Source organism: Rhizobium sp. BK212, from assembly GCF_014197475.1.
GTDB lineage: Bacteria > Pseudomonadota > Alphaproteobacteria > Rhizobiales > Rhizobiaceae > Rhizobium > Rhizobium anhuiense.
Window position 1 is genome coordinate 388,280 of record NZ_JACIFS010000001.1, and the last position, 18,053, is coordinate 406,332.

The following is an 18,053-nucleotide window of genomic DNA, read 5'->3' on the forward strand; positions in this document are numbered from 1 at the left end:
CTTTCATTCAACCATCCAGCCCCCTGAAGCGCACCGGCTGGTAGCCGCGCATCAACAGGCTGCCGAGCGAATAGGTGTTGCGGCAGACGCGGCCCTTGCAGGCATTCGGCGAGGCCTCCATCACCTCCACCTTGCGGTCGTCGGTGAACCGCATGAACAGCAGCACATGCGACCCCGGCTTGTTCAGCGCGTCGCCCGGCCGCATCGACCAGGGGTCGGAAAGGCGCTTGGTGATGCCGGGGATGGCGCGCGTCGTCACATGCATCTTCAGGCCCCAGGCGTCGCTGACGAAGCCGGAGCAGTCGACACCGAGGATGTTGGATTGCGGCGCGCTCTTGGTGCAGACATTGCCGGCAGTCTGGCCCTTTTCCACCCCGCCGATGAAATTCTCGAGCGGCGTCTTGCAGCCCCAGCAATAGGGAACACCCTTGACCGTCTGGCCGCGCTTGCCGATCAGGTAGGTCGGGCGGCGCAGCCGGTTCATGTTGATGCAGCCCGGACCCGGATCCTTGCCATAGGCCGTCGGCGTCACCAGCCAGTTCAGCGTCTCGAAGCCGATGGCCCGCTCGATGACGTCGCTGCGCGATTTCGGCACGATCGCCACCTTCGGCGTCTTGCCGGGTTTGCCGGCATTCGGCTGCTTGGCGGGGCTGGCGACGGCAAGCTTGCGGCCGGGCTCCCGGCCATCGAGCCGCAGCACCTGCGCCCGGCTCTCCAGCGATCTTAAATAGAGCACGTCGCCACGCGGGCCGATCGCCACGAAACGCCTGGAGAATACCGTACCCGGTTCGATCGGCAGGTCGTAGACCCGGTCGATTGCCCCGTTCGGCGTGAATCGCACCACCAGCATGCCGGTGCGTTCGGGCCGGTCGGCCGGCACCAGCTCGACCAGCGCATAGGGCCTGCCTGTTGTGTCGATGTCGAGCAGTTCGACGGTGCCGATCCGCCCTTCGGAGGTCAGCTGCAGCGACAGGAAATTCTCCTCCGAGCTGCTGCGCCGCAGCAGGATCTCCGCCTTGTCGTTGGCAGCCGAGACTTCGGCGACGATATCGCCGAGCCCGCGGCTCGGCACATATTGCTTGACCGGCGGGCGGACCTCGGGCCGGCTCACGCTGCGGCCGATCTCGTCGATGATGCTGTTCAGCGGCCCGGGCGATACCGAGCCCATCGAGGCGAAGACCGAGCGGGTGTAGTCGTCGGCATCGCCGCCGCCGTCGACGGCGCGCAGCGTCTGCGACCGACCGTCGGCATCGGTGGCGCGCTCGAGCGGCACGACGCCATCGGACCAGAGGTAGAGTTCGTTGTGGACGACGGCGAGATCCTCCGGCGTGGCATTCTCCGGCAGCGGCAGGATCTCCGGATCGGCCTGCGAACGTTCGGCGTCGACGGCGAGCACGCGGCCGTTGTTCTGGTCGAGAATGTAGATGGTGCCGTCGTCACCGACGGTGATCGCCGCAGGCCCGGAGGCCTCCACTTCCTCGTTGGACGAGATGATGCCGACCGAACGCGCGCCGCCGCCGCTGCGAAGCTCTATGATTGTCGTGTCTTTGGCAAAACCTGGCGAGGCGACTGCAAGTGCCGCGGCAAACAGAATATGCGACCCCAAACCACGCATTGCCTCGACCCTCGAAAAGACTGCCAAGCCATTCAAAATGGTAAGATAGATGCGCCCCATCAGCAAGCTGTTGCTTTCCAAACGATTTGGAGATCTGCGCCTGGAATAGTACAAGATCATCGTCTCGAAGATTTGCTGGCAGGAAATGCTTATGCTGGAATGGAACGGTGACGAACTGGCGCTCGACATCAGCCTGCTGGAGCAGGTGCGCGCCGCACGGATAGGTTTTTCTGATCGCGTCTGCGCGGCATCTGCCAGCAAGGACGACAAGCATCTGGCGCAGCTGCGCTCCGAGCCGACTTATCTGATGGCCGAGTTCCTCTATTCGATGAAGGTCTTCGGCATCAACACGGCCGAGGATATCGAACGCTTCGCCGATCTGCACAATGACTACGTGGTTTCACTGACCCGCGATCCGGCCAAGCTGCAGCGCCTGGGGCTGTCGCAGGATCGGGCGCTCGCCTCGATGTTCACCGCCGACACCAAGCCGCGGCTGATCCAGAACTGGGCGGAAAAATCAGGCGCGATCGACCAGTCCAATCTCGCCCGTTTCCTGGTCGCGGTGATGTCGAGCGAGACCTGCCGCAAGACGCTGATCGATTTCGAGACGGCGGGCTTCATGCAGCGCAAGCGCTCGCCCTACGGCACCATGGTCGTCTGGTCGACGGGGATGATCGAGGAGATCTTCGGCGAGATGCTGCGCGACCTGCGCCTCAGTCTGCAGCAATTGAAGATCCTCTAATGCATGTCGCCCGGAAGTGTGCAGCGGTTCCGGGGCAACGACATGCATAAAACAAAGAGCGAAAGCGCCTCTGCCAGTCGATTTCAACCCTCCCAATCGATTGGCGCCAAGCGCCGTTGCCATCCTCCCAGCCTCTCCCTATTGTCGGGGCGCTTGTCGCGTAATGGCGCCCATAAGACGGATGTGACGACGATGACGAAATCCTGGCTCATAACCCTGTCGATCGGCCTGCTGCTGGCGCTGCAAATGCCTGAGCTTAGTCAGGCCGGCCCGGTCGAGGATGCGCTGGCGGCGCGCAACCCCGCGCTGGCAGCGTTGCGCCAGCAGGACGAAAAGGCCTTTGCTGCGGCGACCGCCATCATCGCCGAACATGAGCGCGCCGAGGGGCTGGCGCCCGGCGAAGGCAAGCTGCCCGATGCGACCTCGCCCGGCCGCGACATGGGCTCCGGCCCCGGCAAGGAATTCGCGATCGACAATCCGGATATTCTCTGGCTCTACAATTCCTCGCCCGAGGGAATGAGCGACCTGATCTCGATTTTGAAATCAGCCGGGCAGAAACCCAAGAACTAACCGCATCCCAGCCATCCGAACGGACTATAATAGCCGCCGGATATTGCCGAGCATGAGTCTTGCTTACCTCTTTGCCTTGATGGATTCTTTCGGGCTCCAAATAATTTGTAACCCTCCCTCAAGCAAGACGGGTGAAACCATCCCAATTTCGCCGGTCAGTGCTATTCTCATCTTCAACACAGTGTGAGATTGTTCGAAGAGGAGGTTTTCCAATGCTGAACCGTAAAGCCATCCTAGCAGCAGCCACCTTTCTTTCATTCTTTTCGGTGGTTCCCGCCGTCGAGGCGCAGAACGAACGCACACTGACCGAAGCGCCGGCCCAGACCGGCCCCGTCAGCATCACCTTCGATCGCGCCGAGGCCAAATACGCCATCGGCGAAGTGGTCGGCCTCTTCATCCAGTCGAGCGAAAACGCCTATGTCACGGTGCTGAACGTTTCGCCGAACGGCGCGGTGGTGAAGCTTTTCCCAAACAAGTACCAGACCGATGCGCTCATCGGCGCCGGCAAGCGTGTGCAGGTGCCGGATCCGGCAAGCGGCGCCCGGCTGCAGGTTTCAGGTCCGGTCGGCCAGGAGCAGATCAAGGTCTTTTATTCCTCCAAGCCGCTGACCATCTTCGCCGATCTCGGCGGCAGCGGCAGCGGCATGTTCCGCTCAATCGACGGCGGCATGGATGCCGTGTCCCGCAGCCTTGAGGAAGCCCGCAGCCTCGGCACCAAGATCAGCAGCAAGACGCTGATGCTAACGACGGTCGATAGTCTGTCCGCGGCTCCTCCCGTCGCAACTGCCCCTGCCGCAAAACCCGCACCGGTCGAGCAGGCTGCAAAGCCGCCCGTTGCACCGAAACCGGCAGCCGCGCCGAAGCCGGTGACGAAACAGGAAGTTGCCAAGAAGCCGGAAACGGCGGTGGAAAAACCGAAGCCCGCTGCGCCGAAAAAGGTGGCGCCGAAACCCGTCGAGCAGGCCACCACACAGCCGCCGAAGAAATACAAGATCGTCACCAATCTGGCGCCCGGCCAGGAACTTGCCGCCGACGAACTGGAACTGATCGGCCCTGCCGACACCACGTCGTCCACCCGGCCGACCCAATATAAGCAGCCGACGCAGTACAAGCAGCCGGCCCAGTCTTCTCAGACCAAGATGCCGAAACTGCCGATGCCGCAGATCAAGATGCCGCAATTCAAGCTGCCCGGCGGCTTCAGCATCAAGATGCCGCAGCTGAACCTCGGCCGCTCGGCCGAACCGGATCAGGCCGGCGAGGAGATCGAGGTCGCCAACGCCGATACGCCGGTTTGCACCGCGCTTCTCGACAAGCTGAACACGGCCGTTGCCGCCAAGGATATCACCGCTGCCGCTTCCGAGGCCGATGCGATCGCCGTCAGCGCCGATTGCGGCCAGTTCCAGGTGAATGCCCAGCGCCGCGTCGCAGCCCTCAGGCTTTCCGCCGCGCAGGAGATGATGGCCGCCGATAGACCGGTCGCCGATTACGAACCGCTGCTTGTCGCTGCCGACAGTCCGCAGGTGCTGTGGCAGGCTTCCGCCACGCTCGGCGAGATCTATTTCTCCGCTCGCCGCTTCGCCGATGCCGCCGCCGATTACCAGCAGGCGATCGAGATCATCAAGAACGAGACCCGCACGCCGAAGGCGCCGCCGGCCGAAACGATTTCCGATCTCATCCAGCGCGCCGCCCAGGCCCGCATCCTTGCCGCGAATCCTTCGAGCGACAATCCGCAAGGCAGCTTCGTGCCGGCCGAGAAGGATCACCGCAGCGGCGTGCTCGGCGGCATCTATTCCGAGAATGTGCGCGGCATCGTGCCGGTCTCCATTCCGGTGCCGATCACCTTCGATTTCGACAAGTCGAGCTTCACCTCGATCGGCACCGAGGCCGCCGAGGAATTGCTGGAAGCGCTGAAGGAGCAGAAGCCCGGCCGCATCATCCTCGTCGGCCATACCGACCGGCGCGGCGCTGACGATTATAATCAGAAGCTGTCCGAGCGCCGCGCCCAGGCCGTCGCCGATTTCCTGAAGAGCCACGGCATCGACGCGACGATCGATGCCGAGGGCCGCGGCGCCTCCGAGCCGGTCGACGTGACCGCAACCGCAAACCTCACCGAAGACGATGTCGATGCGTTGAACCGGCGCGTCGAATGGCGCCGTGAATAGCGGGGGCGAGGGGAGTTTGGCCATGTCCGCATCCGTTTCCATGGCCGCCGCATTAGCCCTCCTCATCCTGGCGGCCACCGACAGCCTGGCAAGGACGATCGAGGCGCCCGAGCGCGGCGCGGTCCGGGCGGTGCTGGTCGGCATCGATCTCTATCGCAATGTCCCGCCGCTGCATGGCGCCGTCGCCGATGCCGAGGACCTTTCCCTGTCGCTGCGCTCGGTCGGCGTCGAAGACATGACGCTCCTGAAGAATGGCGCAGCCGATCGCGAGGGCATTTTTCAAGCGATCGGGGCCGTGACGGAGCGGGCAGGGCCTGGCGACCTCGTCGTGCTCGGCATTGCCGGTCACGGGTCGAGCGAGCCGGAACGCGTCAAGGGCTCGAAACCGAGCGGCCGCGACGAGGTCTATGTGCTGGCCGGCTTCGACACCCGGCTGCCCGGATCGCGCGAGCGCATCTTCGGCGACGAGTTCAAGGTGCTGATCCGCAACCTCGAGGCCAAGGGCGCCGATGTCGTCTTCATCGCCGATACCTGCCATGCCGGCGGCATGACCCGCGACGTCGATCCGCGCGGCGCCGAGATCACCTGGCGTCAGGCGCCGTCCTATACGATCGAGGAGGATGACCTCGCGCCGATCTCGACGACGGCGGATGCGTTGTCCACCGGCTTCGATTTCGAGCGGCTGACCTTCCTTGCCGCCGTCGACGAGAACACCAAGTCGCCCGAGATCACGATCCCCGGCATTCCGCAGAAGCGCGGCGCGCTGAGTTATGCCACCGCCCGCGCCTTCGAGGGGGCTGCGGACCGCAACGGCGACGGCGCCGTCAGCCGCCGCGAACTCTTCGAATATGTGCGCCAGGCGGTCTATCAGTTCACCGACCAGCGGCAGAACATCTTTACCGAAAGCCCGCCCGGAACCGATCTCGACCGTGTGGTCGTCTATGCCTACGAAGGGGCGGGGGCGCAGGCGGTGGCGGAGAAATCAAACACTCCGCTGCCCACCGAGCCTGCGCCGATCAGCGTCGCCGCCCTGGGGTCCGAACCGGTTCTGCAGGGGATCGACGCAGCCGTCACGCCATTCAAGGTGACCGAGGGTGCCGATGCCGAACTCGTCTTCGATCCGGAAAATCGCGAGGCGATTGCCGGCGGCGATGTCGTCGCCTCCGGCGTCGGCGCCGGCGACATGCCTTTTGTCGTTGACCGGATGGCCGCGCTCGACACGCTGAAGCGGCTGTCGGAGACAAACCCGCAAACCGTGCGCGTGACGCCCTCCGACACCGTCCATGGCGAAGGCGAGCGCGTCGGCGTCACGGTTTCGGATCTATCGGGCCGCAAGCTCGTGCTCTTCGACGTCACCGGCGATGGCACCGTGCAGTTCCTCTATCCCAACGAGAAGGAGGCCGATGCCGAGATGTCTCAGACCTTCGACCTCGATCTTTCGGTCGTCGCGCCGTTTGGCACCGACCTGCTCGTCGCCGTCACCTCTGAAACCCCGATGCCGCAGCTTGTGGAGTTCCTGAAGCAAAACGACAGGCGCCGCACCGCCGGCAATATCGCCAGGCGCCTCGGCGAATTCCTCCCCGAGGGCGCCCGCGTCGGATTTACGGTCCTCTATACCTCCGCCGGAGCCAAGCTATGAGCACGTCGATCAGCAGGGTCCTCACGATTGCCTCCGTCATGCTGCTTCTGACCTCTCCAGCTCTTGCGCAGCAGGATACCGATTTTGCCGGCGAGGATGGCGGGCGCGTCATCGGCGGCCAGGCGGCGAGAAAAGGCGAATGGCCCTGGCAGGTGAAGATCCTGGCGCCCGACCCCGAACAGCGCGGCCGCTTCGGCGGCCATTGCGGCGGCTCGCTGATCGCGCCGCGCTGGATCTTGACGGCCGCCCATTGCGTCACCAGCGGCCGCTCCGGCAAGCAGGATCTCTTCGCCCGGGATCTGCTGATCGTCGAGGGCAAGTCGAAGATCGACAAGGTGATCGCGGTCGACGGGCCCGACAAGCCCGGCCTTGCCGTTGATGACGTTGTTATCCACGAGGATTTCGACCGCAAGGTCTTCGCCAACGACATTGCCCTCATCAAGCTCGCCGAGCCCGCCAAATCGAAGCCGGCGATCCTTGCCTCGGCCTCGGATGAGGCGGTGGAGGCCGCCGGCCACCCCGCCGTCGTCACCGGCTGGGGTTACACTAAGGCCGATCACGGCTGGGATGACAAATATCTGCCGACCGAACTGCAGGAAGTCGAACTGCCGATCGTGCCGCGCGAGGACTGCCGCGCCGCCTATCGTGACAGCTCGATGCGGATGAACCCGATCGACGAGCGCAATGTCTGCGCCGGTTATGCCGAAGGCGGCAAGGATGCCTGCCAGGGCGACAGCGGCGGACCGCTCGTCGCCCAGCGTCCCAACAAAACCTGGATCCAGCTCGGCATCGTCAGCTGGGGCGCCGGCTGCGCCGAGGCCGAACATTACGGCGTCTATACCCGCGTCGCTGCCTTCCGCGGCTGGATCGCCGCAAAGACCGACGGCGACGTGCCTGATGTCGAAGGATCGGCGACAGGCGATCAGGTCGCGTCCACCACCACCGGCGCCGGAACGAAGCAGCAAAAATCCGGGCAGGAAGAGGCCAACCTCACCATCACGTCGCCGCCCGCCGGCGATACCCCGCCCGCCGGCAATAGCGCGCCTGCCGGCACGACTGAAACGCCAAGCCCCGACATGCCCGCGGACAAACCCGTCACCGGGCCTGCAGACGCCGAACCCGACGTCCAATCCCCGACCGTCCAGACGCCAGTGATCCAAGGCTCCCCCGGCGATCGCGCGCTGCTGATAGGCATCGACGATTACGAGATGCGCGAGGCCAAATTGACCGGCTCCGCCAGCGACGTGAAGGCGATGCAGGTCTTCCTCGCCAAGACGCTCGCCTACCGCCCGGAACAGATCCACACATTGACCAACCGCAAGGCGACCCGCGAGGCGATCCTGGCCGAGATCGACGACTGGCTGGTGCGCCAGTCGACGCCGGGAAGCCGTGTCTTCCTCTATTTCAGCGGCCAGGGCTCGGAGGAAATGGGCGCCGAGGAAACGACGAGCCCGACGCTGGTGGCAGCCGATGCGAAACTGGTGCGCGAGGGTGGCAAGGTGACGGTCACCAACCAGATCCGCGAAACCGAGATCGCCGCACGGCTGAACAGCCTCAAGGACCGCCGCGTCACCCTGCTGATCGACGCCTGCCATGTCGGCCCCGGCAGCCGCAGCGCGGTCGCAGCACCCTCCGGCACCGTGCGCTGCCTCGGCCCGGCACTGGCAGCCATCGAACCGCCGAACAAGTCAGGCAAGGAAGCGAAATTCTCCTTCGGTGGCGAAAGCGCCATGGTCTGGTCGGCCGTCAATGCAGGGCAGTGGGCGCTCGTCGATCGCGAGGCCAAGCCGGCGCTCGGTGTTTTCACCCGCCACTTCATCGAAGGCGTGCAGGATGGCGTGGCACGCGCCGCCGACAAGCCGAATGTCAGCAATGCCGCCCTTCTCGATTATGTCCGGCGCAAATCCGACGAATATTGCCGGACGCATGCCGAGGATTGCCGCTTCACGCCGGTCCCGCAATTCTACGGCCTGCCGGATGCGCTAGGCCGCGACGTGATCACCGGCGAGGAGGCGAAGACGCCGGTCGCCGCCGTCGAAAATACGCTGAAGAGCGACAATGAGGCCGGTGTTGCCGTCGACATGCTGCCCGGCACCGCCGTCAGCATCGGCGACAAGGTGGCGATGCGCGTCTCTACCAAGAAGTCCGGTTACCTGATCCTGATCGATATCGACGCCGCCGGCAAGCTGACGCAGCTCTACCCGAACAAGCGCTCGATGGGCCTGAAGCCGACGGCCAAGAGCGGCGACAACCGGCTCGATCCGGCCCGGCCGGTCGTCGTGCCCGATGCGCGCAATCCCTATATCGGCTTCGAATATCAGGTCGAGGGTCCGGCCGGCGTCGGTATGGTCGTCGCCATCCTCAGCGACAAGCCGATCGAAGTGCTCGACCTGCCGGATGTGCCGACACCGCTGGTCGGCCAGCGCGCCGCCTTCAACTATGTCTACGATCTCGCCCGAAGCCTCAGGATCGTCGGCGACGACGAGACCGGCGCCCAGGGCAAATGGTCGTTCGATTCCAAATTCTATCGCATCCGCTGAAGAGGAGCGAACCATGCCGAAATCCACTCTGCTGGCCGGTCTTGCCGCTTCCCTGATGGCGTTTGCCCCAGTCCATGCCGGCGAGACCGGCGACAGCAAGGCGGTGCTTGCCGCCCAGGCGGGGCTTGCCGCCGAGCTCATCGACCGCACCCTGGCAAAGGAAGGGGCGGCCAATATCATGGTGTCGCCGGCAAGCCTTGCGGCCGCCCTCGGTCTCGCAAGCCTCGGCGCCTCCGATGAGGGCAAGGCGGCAATCGCCAAGAGCCTCGGCTTCGCCGGCGAAGTGAAGGGACCGGAAAAGGTGCTTGCCGCCATGACGGGGGAAAAGCCGGCCGCGGCCGATGCGCCTTTGGCGACGGCGGTTGCGATCGTCTTCGACGACAGACTGGTGCTCGTTGCCGATGCGCTTCCCATGCTCGCCGGTCACCGGGTCAAACCTTCGATGGAGGATCTCGACGGGCCGAAATCGGTCGAGAACATCAACGGCTGGGTGAAGAACGCCACGCGGGGCGCCATTCCGTCGATCCTCGACGCACCGCCCGGCGGCGGCTTCGTCAGCCTCGGCGCACTCTCCTTCAAGGCGCGCTGGAAGACCTCCTTCGAGAAGGAGAGCCCGGCAAGCCCATTTCAGCGCCCGGATGGCTCGACGATTTCGGTGCCGATGATGCATCTTGCCAGCGACGGGCAGAGGTTTCGCTCCGATGAAAAATTCACCGCCGTCGATCTTGCCTATGCCGGCGAGAGCTACAGCATGGTCGTGGTGGCGGCGCGCTCCGGCAAGGGTGTCGGCGGCACGGATCTGAAGGCGCTCGCTTCCTGGCTTCAGGGCGAGAAATTCGAGGCCGCCAAGGGCGAAATCTTCCTGCCCCGCTTTTCCCTGAACGACGGGCGTGATTTGATGCCGGTACTGAATGCGATGGGCGTGGCGCCCGAGAAGGCCAAGGATGCGGGTTTTCCGGGTTTCACCAAGGAAAACATCCGCTTGTCCCATGTCCTGCAGAAGACCATGATCAAGGTTGACGAAAACGGCACGGAGGCGGCGGCAGCCACGGCTGTCATCACGGAACGCAGCATCGAGCCGACACTTGTTCGCGTCGTCGCCGATGCCCGTTTTGCCTTCGCGCTTCGCGATACGAAGACCGGCCTGCTGCTCGCCGCAGGCCTGATCGGTGACCCGCTTCTGGCGGGTGAATAGAATTCGGTTTCATGAATGAATGCAGGGGGACACGTGCATGAGAAGTGATCTGATCGCCCGCTACACGATCGGCGAGCCGATCTATGAAAACGAGTTCATCGTCTATCCCGCTGAGGACAAGCGGATGGACCATGCGGTCTTCATCGTCACGCCCGATATAGCGCTAAAATTGGACAAGGCGCGTTTCGAGCGCGTCTGGACCTCGATCAACGAGGCCAAATCGCTGACGGCGCGGCGCTTCGTCGAAATCGAGGACCTTATTCCGCCGTCGCCGGAAGACGACAATTTCTATATCGTCGAGAAGCGGCCGTCGAAGACGCTGCACCAGTATCTCGACGAAACGGAGATGGTGGCCTACGAGCGCGCCGTCGAGATCGGCCGCCACATCCTCGAGGGCCTGGCGACGCTGCACGGCGCCGGTTACGCCCACAATGCCCTGACCGACCAGTGCATCTATGTCTCCGAGGATTATTCCGGCCTGTCGGTGCGGATCGGCAACCTGCACCTGATCTCGAAGATCGGCGAGCATATCATACCGCCCTATGTGCCGGAATTCGGGGCGCCGGAGATCTATGCCAGCGGCACCTTCTCCGCCTCGCCGGCGCTCGATATCTACGCCATGGGCATGATCGCCTACAAGCTCTTCCTGCCGCGGCAGACCTATGCCAGCGTCTTCGACAGCGTCATGGTCTGGGAAGACGAGCACCAGCGCGAGCAGAGCTGGAAGAACATCCATCTCGATCCGTCCAACGTCTTTCCCCGCCTTGATGTGCTGACCCCCGGTTTTCCCGAGGGTCTGGCAAGCCTTGTGGAAAGGATGCTGAGCCGCGACCCGGCCGCGCGACCGCGCACAGGCGCCGATGCGCTGGGCGAATATGCCCGGGTGACCACAGGCATCCAGCCGATGTCATGGGATCCGCGCGGCGGCATGCAGCAGCCGGAACCGCCGAAGCCGAAAAAATGGACGCTGGCCAAGCTCTCCATGATCGGAGCGCTGCTCCTGATCTGCATCGGCGTCGGTGTCGTCACCATCCCCAAACTGCTGCGCCCGGATCCGAAGCTCGTCGCCGATGTCGACACCTGGAAGAAGGAGGCCGAAAGCCGCAAACAGAAGGCGATCGCCGCCAAGGCGCCGGAGCGCCCTTCCGGTGACCAGGCGAAACTCGCCTATGACACCGGTTCTGCGGCGCTGACCTCGGCCGATGCGCTGCTCAAGGACGAAGACTACGACAAGGCCCTTCCGGGCTATCAGACGGCTGCCATCAATCTCGGCAATGCGCTGATAGCCATCTCCAAGGAGAATGCCGAGACGGCAAAAGCTGCCGCCTCTGCCGCAGGCGGCGACAAGGCGCCGGGTTTTGCCGAGGCCGATACCAAGATGAAGACTGCCGCCGAGGCCGCCGCCGCCAAACAGATGCACGCTGCCGTCGGCGCCTATCACGAGTCGAAAACGACGTTTGACGATCTCGCCAAGGCGCTCACCGCGCTCACCGCAGCCGAAAAGGACGCGGCGGCCAAACGCGAAACCGTCAACCGCATCGGCGCCGGCGATAGCCCCGACGTCGCCAAGGCGAGCGGGCTGATGACCGAAGCCAAGGCCAAGGCCGAGCAATGGCAGACGCCGGCGGCGACCTCAGGCTATGGCGACGCCGCCAAACTGTTCGACGCCGTCATCGCCGATGTCATGGCGGCGAAGGACGAGGCCACCGCGCTGAAGCAGAAGGTCACCGATCTCAACGCTTCGATCGCCACTCGCGCCGGTGCGGCCGATCCGACGCTAGCAGCCCTCGCGCCGAAGATCGGCGAGGCCGACGACCGCTACACCGCCGAGGCCTACAAGCTCGCGATCATTGCCTACCAGCCGATCCTCGCCGATCTCGAGGCGCTGTCGGCGCGCGGCTTCTGCCCGGTTTCGCCGACCCTTGCCTTCGAAACCGTGCCGGCCGGAAGTTATTCGCTGGAGAATGTCCGGCTGATGACCTCCTCGATGAAGGAACTCGGCGGCATGCTCGGCGTTGCCAATGGCGCAGTGAAGATCGACAAGTCTTTCTGCATGCAGACGAAGGCCGTCAGCCGCGCCGAAATGGCGGAATATTACACCGCCATCTCAGATCAGACCGCCGCCCAGGCCTATGCCGACAATCCGCAGCAGCCGGCCGACGACGTGCCGCTTGCCGTGGCGCAGAACTATACCGCCTGGCTGTCGAAACAGCTGAACGCCCCCGTCCACCTGCCGTCGGCAACCGAATGGATGGCAAGTGCGGCGAAGATCCCGCCGGAAAAACTGCCCGATAACGGCGACATCATCCTGCAATGGAGCGCCACCCCCTGCGAAGCCGGCGGCAACGTCGCCTTCATGGCGCAGGAGGGCTCCACCTTCGTCGTCTGCTCGGATGCTTCGGCCGGCGGGATTTTCCGGGTTACTGCAGAATTGCGGTGAGGATCGGAAGGGTGGAGATTGAAGGGGGAAAGCTGGGTGCCGCTGACTATCGGCTGCGCGGGATGATGCGCCCGCCCGACCGCGATGGGACAATGTCGATTATCGGCAATGTCCCGTTCGGGCCGCGTCGCGGTCAGCCAGGCTGATGGCGATCAAATCCCGAACGGCGTGCAAGTCCGTCAAGACGCAAGCGCCGAGGCCAAGAAAAAATAGAGAATTCTAGCCCCGGCAAACGCCGCCAGCGTCTCTCCCGCCATCCGATAGCGGATCCATTCCTTCTGCGGCTCCGCGCCGATCGCCTCATAGACGCGGATCGAAGGTTCGTTCCAGTCGAGCACACTCCATTCAAAGCGGCCGCAGTTCTTTTCCAGCGCGATCTGTGCCAGGCGCCGCAACAGCGCCTTGCCGGCTCCCGAGCCGCGCGCCTCCGGTGTTACGTAGAGATCTTCCAGATAAAGGCCGTTCTTCGCCTGCCAAGTCGAATAGCTGAAGAAATAGACCGCCATGCCGATCGCTTGGCCTTCGCGTTCGCAGATCAGCGCATGCGTGACCGAACCGTCGCCGAAGATCGCCGCACGCGTGCTCTCCTCGGTCGCCTCGACCTCGTGGATCGCCTTTTCATAGTCGGCCAATTCGCGGACGAATCGCAGGATCGTTGCCGCATCTGAAGGCGTCGCGGGGCGTATGTTAAGGGTCATGTGAGAGGCTCCTGATCTGGCGCTCCAGATGAAAGAACCGTCCCGACCTGTCAACTGCATGACGTGCGGAGTGCATCTGTTTAGGCTTGCAGTTTTGTTCCCTCACGGCTCCACGGCGGCTCCCGCCATCGAGATGGCGATCAAATCCCGAACGGCGTGAAGATCCGCCAAGATGCAAGCGCAGCGGCCAGGAATATCCGGAGCCGGCTGAACCAGATCAGGCACCATGATGGTCATCGTTCCGGCGCCTGATGCGGAGAGAACTCCATTTCGGGAGTCTTCCAGGGCAACGCATTCCGATATGGGCAGGTTGAGCCGCTCGGCGTCCAGCAGGTATGGAGCGGGATCCGGTTTTCCCACCGTGTAATCGCCATAGGCAATAATGGTTTGGAACCGGCGGCCTTGCAGCCCGGCGGCCGAAAGATGCGCCTCGACGGCCGTCCGATCCGATGAGGTGACGATGGCCGAAGGGATCCGCGCCGCTTCGAGGAAGGATAGGATTTCCGGCAAGCCTGCCTTCGTTCGTAAATCCGTTTGCACCATCTGCGTGAAGAGTTCCGAAGCCTGCCTCCAGAGATCCTCCAGAGGGGCATCCTTGCCGAACCGGGCCAACAGGAGTTCGCGCACACGGGAAGCCGGCAAACCGATGGTTTCAAGATAGGCCGAGAGAGGCAATTCGAAACCCGCATTCCGTGCAGCCGTGATCGTCGCATCCCGATACAGCGCCTCGGTATCGAACATCAAACCGTCCATGTCGAACAGAACGGCTTTGGGGGCACGGGGCAGGCGCTGCATGTATGGCTTTCGACAAAGGGGATTCGCTTGAGTGTATACTGGCTTGCCTTGACTGCACCATGGCCTATGGGTCGTCACCGTCATGACGAATAGAGGGAGGGGTTCCGGCAGATCGACAAATATGCTACTGAGTAGCAAATTCGGCTCAATGGAGATAAACCGATGAGTGTCAAATCGTCGATCTCGCTGACCGACCAGCAGGACGCCTTTGCCCGTTCGCTGGTGGAAAGCGGCCGGTATTCCAGCATGAGTTCCGTTCTTCAGCAGGGCTTGGAACTCCTCCGCCAAAAGACGGAGGCAGAGGCCGTTGAAACGGCAGCGCTTCGCGAATTGGTCCAGCGGCGTCTGAAAGGCCCGATGATTTCCACGACGGAAATGGAAAGCCGCGTCGAGGCGATGATCGAGCGGAAGCGGCGGGCTGTTCGTGTGGAGCCTTGAATATTCCGAGGATGCCGAACGCGATTTTGAGCTGATTTTCGATCATCTCTTCGAGTCCCACGTCGAACTCGGAGACTTGGCCGACGAGGCGTTGGAGCGTACCGCTGAACGAATCCGCAAGTTGCGTGTCGAAATCGATCGTCTCGTCGATACGCCTTATACCGGCACATTACGGGCCGACATTGACCCTGGAATCCGGTTTCTTCGGCGGGATAAGGCGGCTATCTGGTTCGTGCCGGTGGAAAGTCGTCGCACGATCACTATCGCTGCAATTTTCTACGGCGCGCAGGACCATATCAGACATATGCTCGCACGTATGCTGGATGGATAAGGTCCCTACTGGTGGCAGTTGCTACGCTTCGTCGGAAAGCATGGTTCAAAAACGCCTTCCATGATTTCCGATCATGTGGACGGCCTTTCCGCCCCAGGGATGTCACCTGTCGACGCAACGCAGGGCGCTCCGAGATAAAGCCATGGGCGCCATTTTTCCTGATTCCACAGCCTCGCGTTCAAGCGGTGCCTCTCGACAGTTTTCAATTCCAAATTTCAAAATACGCGCGTATATTGATCGCGGGGACTGTAGTACCCGTGCCTTGAGGGGTCGAGGACAATGTGCTGGAATACATCATCAGCATTTACGCCGGTCGGATTCGCTTTGCGAGGACCGGCATCTCGCAAGATCGTATGGACGCTGGGCGACGCGGCGCGTCTCCTGATCAACGACTGGCCTTGCGATGACGGCGAGGAATATGTGGCTGCCGTGAAAGCCTGCGTCGACGCATTGAGCGGGAAGATTGCCCCGGAACAATTCCGGGAAGCGCTTCTGCGTGCGGCCGATGAGGCGGGGATCGCGGCTCTATCGCTCGTCCCGCGGGGACTGGGAGAGCGGCGGCCGGACCTTCCTCCGATGATGCTAACCTAGGCCGTATTTCCAGGGGCTACCTGCCTATCGACGTCAGGCTTGCGCCGGGAGCGGCCGTCGCTGATGCATGTCGCCCGGAAGTGTGCAGCGGTTCCGGAGGTACGACATGCATAAAAACAAAGAGCTAAAGCACGTCGCTTGAACCACGTTTCATGCGACGCGCTTTAGAGCAATTCCAGGAAAAGTGCGAAGCGGGTTTCCCAGGCAAAGCGCGAAGCGCTTTTGCCGGGAATTGCGTAAAAACAAAAGAATAGAGCGGTTCTGCGCTTCCGTTAAAAGCTGAACCGCTCTAGACCGCTCGAACTTCGGCAAGTCGCTGTTTCGCGTATTCGTCATCCCAACAGACGGCGGCTTCCCATGCGGCCGATGCTTGCGCGGCGATGTCATACGCCCCGGCTTCCAGATCGGCAGCATTATGGGGCAAGACGAGGTCAAGGTCGGGGACGTCGATATGCGACTCATCCCAGTCGATCAGTGCGACGCGGTCCGTGGTCATGCGGATGTTGGCAGGGTTGTTGGGATTACCGTGGACGACGCGTGTCTCACGTCCGACAAGCCGTGCCCACGCCGCGCGGCATCGAGCGACGCCATCTGGCGGCATCGCGGCAAGGTCGATCCTCGTCCCCGTCTCGGCATGCAGGAGGTCCGTCGAGGATCGCCACCCTGGGCGCTGCGGCCAGCCTTGCGTCAAACGATGCAGTTCGCGGAGGGTCTCGGCGACACGACGCCAGTCGCCCTCGGTCTCGGGTGGTCCGCCATGCATGTATGTCATAACCATCAGGCCATCCGCGAATAGCCGGCCGTCGTCTGCCGGGATCGGCACCGGCACGCTCAGACCTTCACGGTCAAGGTGCCGGAGGAGTTCAACCTCCCACGCCAGATCAGCATTGCTCCTGGTACCCAGACGACCGACTGCAATTTGCCCGTGGATGTGCACGCTCCAGACGTCATTGGCGACCCCGCCAGCCAGCGGTTTGATGCGAACCGCGTCCTTGCCCCACAGCTCCAGTGCTTCCCATCCCACTCGCAGCACCCTCGATCAACCCGATTGAGACTTGGGTAAACCAAGCGCAGGATCGGGACAACACCCGATAACATTGCGCCCCATATTGGTCATGGAATCACCTGTTTCCTTTTTCCGAAAGCGGACATGGCACAGGTTTGAGAAGCGGTCATTGGGAAAGCCATTGCGTTCGTACTCAGGCTTTGGTCGCCTCCGCTCTGGTCGTTGGCTTCAGCAAGATGATGAGAAGCAAGCCGGCGACGATGAGTGCCGCGCCTTCGAGATGATAGCGTTGCAACTGTTCGCCGAGGAACAGGTAGGCGAGCACGGCGATAAAGATCGTCTGGATGTAAAGCAGCACGCCCGCCCGCGCCGCACCCAGGGCCTCGATGCTGCGATTGAAGAGATAATACATAACCGCGCCACCCGGGATCGCGACATAGCCGAGCGCGATAAGGCCGCTGGCATTCAGCGTCGAGCGCTCGTCGGAGACAAGCTCAAACAGGTAGAAGGGCAGCGCCGTCAGCACCGCTGCACCGAGGAGCAGCACCAGGAGCGCAAGGCGATTCACATCGAATTTCGCCCGGCGGAGCAGGACGGTATAGAGGCTGAAACAGAACGCGCCAGCGACGATCCACAACTCCCCGGGATTGAGGTCGAGACGCAAGAGCGCAGCCGGGCTGCCCTTGACGATGATGACCACGATCCCGAAAAAGGCGAGGATCGATCCGATCACCTGCCAGCGTCCCATCGGCTCAGCCAGAATGAAACGGGCAAGAATCATGGTGATGATCGGGATCAGGGCGATGATGATGCCGGCGGTCGTGGCATCGGCATGTTCTAGGCCGACAAAAATCAGGCCCTGGCAGATCGCAAGCCCCACACCGCCGATGGCGAGCAGCTCGAGGGCGCGAGCCCGCACCAGCGCGACCATGGCGCCGAAATGCCGGTACACGATGGGCATCAGGATCGCCCAGGCGATCAGCACGCGCCAGAAGCAAAGCGCCCAGGGCGGCATCTCCGAAGAGACCCATTTCGCGGCGATATAGACGCCGGCCGACAGCAGCCAGCAGAAAACCCCCACGGAATAGGCGGCTGCAAGCGAACCGCCCGCCGCCTGTTCCGTCCCGACCGTGTCGCGATGGACCGCCAAGACATGTATCGCCATGGCCCAGTTATGCCACAATTCCCGTGCGCTGCACAGATGAAGGCGGCGGTATCCCTGGTTGCGAAGCCGCCGTCTGCTGGCGGGACGAGTATGCAGTCAAGCGGCTTGCCGAAGTTCGCCCGGTCT

Annotated in this window: 15 protein-coding genes; 10 read left to right on the forward strand and 5 right to left on the reverse strand. The window is 63.0% G+C overall.

The genetic code is table 11. The annotated features are described in order from the left end of the window. Window positions 1-7: 7 nt before the first annotated feature. The gene (locus FHT79_RS01870; RefSeq protein ID WP_183902910.1) at window positions 8-1,615 is read right to left on the reverse strand and encodes a hypothetical protein; all 1,608 of its coding nucleotides are present in this window, start codon (window positions 1,613-1,615) and stop codon (window positions 8-10) included. A gap of 151 nt (window positions 1,616-1,766) precedes the next feature. Between FHT79_RS01870 and FHT79_RS01875 the strand changes: the two genes are divergently transcribed. The 7 genes from FHT79_RS01875 to FHT79_RS01905 all read left to right on the forward strand — a co-directional run bounded on the left by FHT79_RS01875 (window position 1,767) and on the right by FHT79_RS01905 (window position 12,903). Beyond that, window positions 1,767-2,357, forward strand: coding sequence for a hypothetical protein (locus FHT79_RS01875; protein WP_047613358.1), 591 nt, complete (start codon window positions 1,767-1,769; stop codon window positions 2,355-2,357). Between the two features lie 192 nt (window positions 2,358-2,549). After that, window positions 2,550-2,927: a hypothetical protein gene (locus FHT79_RS01880; RefSeq protein WP_097630168.1), complete on the forward strand. Its 378-nt coding sequence runs from the start codon at window positions 2,550-2,552 to the stop codon at window positions 2,925-2,927. Between the two features lie 212 nt (window positions 2,928-3,139). Continuing rightward, on the forward strand, window positions 3,140-5,089 hold the full coding sequence (locus FHT79_RS01885; protein WP_183902911.1) for a DUF4384 domain-containing protein: 1,950 nt from the start codon (window positions 3,140-3,142) through the stop codon (window positions 5,087-5,089). Between the two features lie 22 nt (window positions 5,090-5,111). Then, on the forward strand, window positions 5,112-6,728 hold the full coding sequence (locus tag FHT79_RS01890; protein ID WP_097630166.1) for a caspase family protein: 1,617 nt from the start codon (window positions 5,112-5,114) through the stop codon (window positions 6,726-6,728). Further along, window positions 6,725-9,268 carry a trypsin-like serine protease gene (locus tag FHT79_RS01895; protein WP_183902912.1) on the forward strand — a complete coding sequence of 848 codons (2,544 nt, stop codon included), beginning with the start codon at window positions 6,725-6,727 and terminating at the stop codon, window positions 9,266-9,268. The genes FHT79_RS01890 and FHT79_RS01895 overlap by 4 nt, the downstream gene beginning before the upstream one ends. A 13-nt stretch (window positions 9,269-9,281) precedes the next feature. Next, on the forward strand, window positions 9,282-10,463 hold the full coding sequence (locus FHT79_RS01900; protein ID WP_183902913.1) for a serpin family protein: 1,182 nt from the start codon (window positions 9,282-9,284) through the stop codon (window positions 10,461-10,463). 37 nt (window positions 10,464-10,500) lie between these two features. Then, a complete protein-coding gene (locus FHT79_RS01905) occupies window positions 10,501-12,903 on the forward strand; it encodes a serine/threonine protein kinase (RefSeq protein ID WP_183902914.1) in 2,403 nt (800 codons plus the stop codon). A gap of 179 nt (window positions 12,904-13,082) precedes the next feature. Here the strand turns inward: FHT79_RS01905 and FHT79_RS01910 are convergent, their stop codons facing one another. Next, window positions 13,083-13,601 (reverse strand): GNAT family N-acetyltransferase, encoded by a 519-nt coding sequence (locus FHT79_RS01910; protein WP_183902915.1) that lies wholly within the window; start codon window positions 13,599-13,601, stop codon window positions 13,083-13,085. Window positions 13,602-13,703: 102 nt separating this feature from the next. After that, window positions 13,704-14,396, reverse strand: coding sequence for an HAD family phosphatase (locus tag FHT79_RS01915; RefSeq protein WP_183902916.1), 693 nt, complete (start codon window positions 14,394-14,396; stop codon window positions 13,704-13,706). Between the two features lie 162 nt (window positions 14,397-14,558). On the opposite strand from FHT79_RS01915, the gene FHT79_RS01920 reads away from it, so the two are divergent. From FHT79_RS01920 to FHT79_RS01930, 3 genes are all read left to right on the forward strand, one after another. Next, the gene (locus FHT79_RS01920) at window positions 14,559-14,834 is read left to right on the forward strand and encodes a type II toxin-antitoxin system ParD family antitoxin (RefSeq protein WP_029868331.1); all 276 of its coding nucleotides are present in this window, start codon (window positions 14,559-14,561) and stop codon (window positions 14,832-14,834) included. Next, window positions 14,815-15,165, forward strand: a complete 351-nt coding sequence (locus FHT79_RS01925; protein WP_183903019.1) for a type II toxin-antitoxin system RelE/ParE family toxin — start codon at window positions 14,815-14,817, stop codon at window positions 15,163-15,165. The genes FHT79_RS01920 and FHT79_RS01925 overlap by 20 nt, the downstream gene beginning before the upstream one ends. 279 nt (window positions 15,166-15,444) lie before the next feature. Then, window positions 15,445-15,756, forward strand: a complete 312-nt coding sequence (locus FHT79_RS01930; protein WP_029868329.1) for a DUF982 domain-containing protein — start codon at window positions 15,445-15,447, stop codon at window positions 15,754-15,756. Between the two features lie 289 nt (window positions 15,757-16,045). On the opposite strand, the gene FHT79_RS01935 is transcribed toward FHT79_RS01930, so the two are convergent. Both FHT79_RS01935 and FHT79_RS01940 read right to left on the reverse strand, forming a co-directional pair. Next, complete coding sequence (locus FHT79_RS01935) at window positions 16,046-16,780, reverse strand: phosphotransferase (protein WP_183902917.1); 735 nt, start codon at window positions 16,778-16,780, stop codon at window positions 16,046-16,048. Window positions 16,781-16,955: 175 nt separating this feature from the next. After that, a complete protein-coding gene (locus FHT79_RS01940) occupies window positions 16,956-17,927 on the reverse strand; it encodes a DMT family transporter (RefSeq protein ID WP_183902918.1) in 972 nt (323 codons plus the stop codon). Window positions 17,928-18,053: the final 126 nt, after the last annotated feature.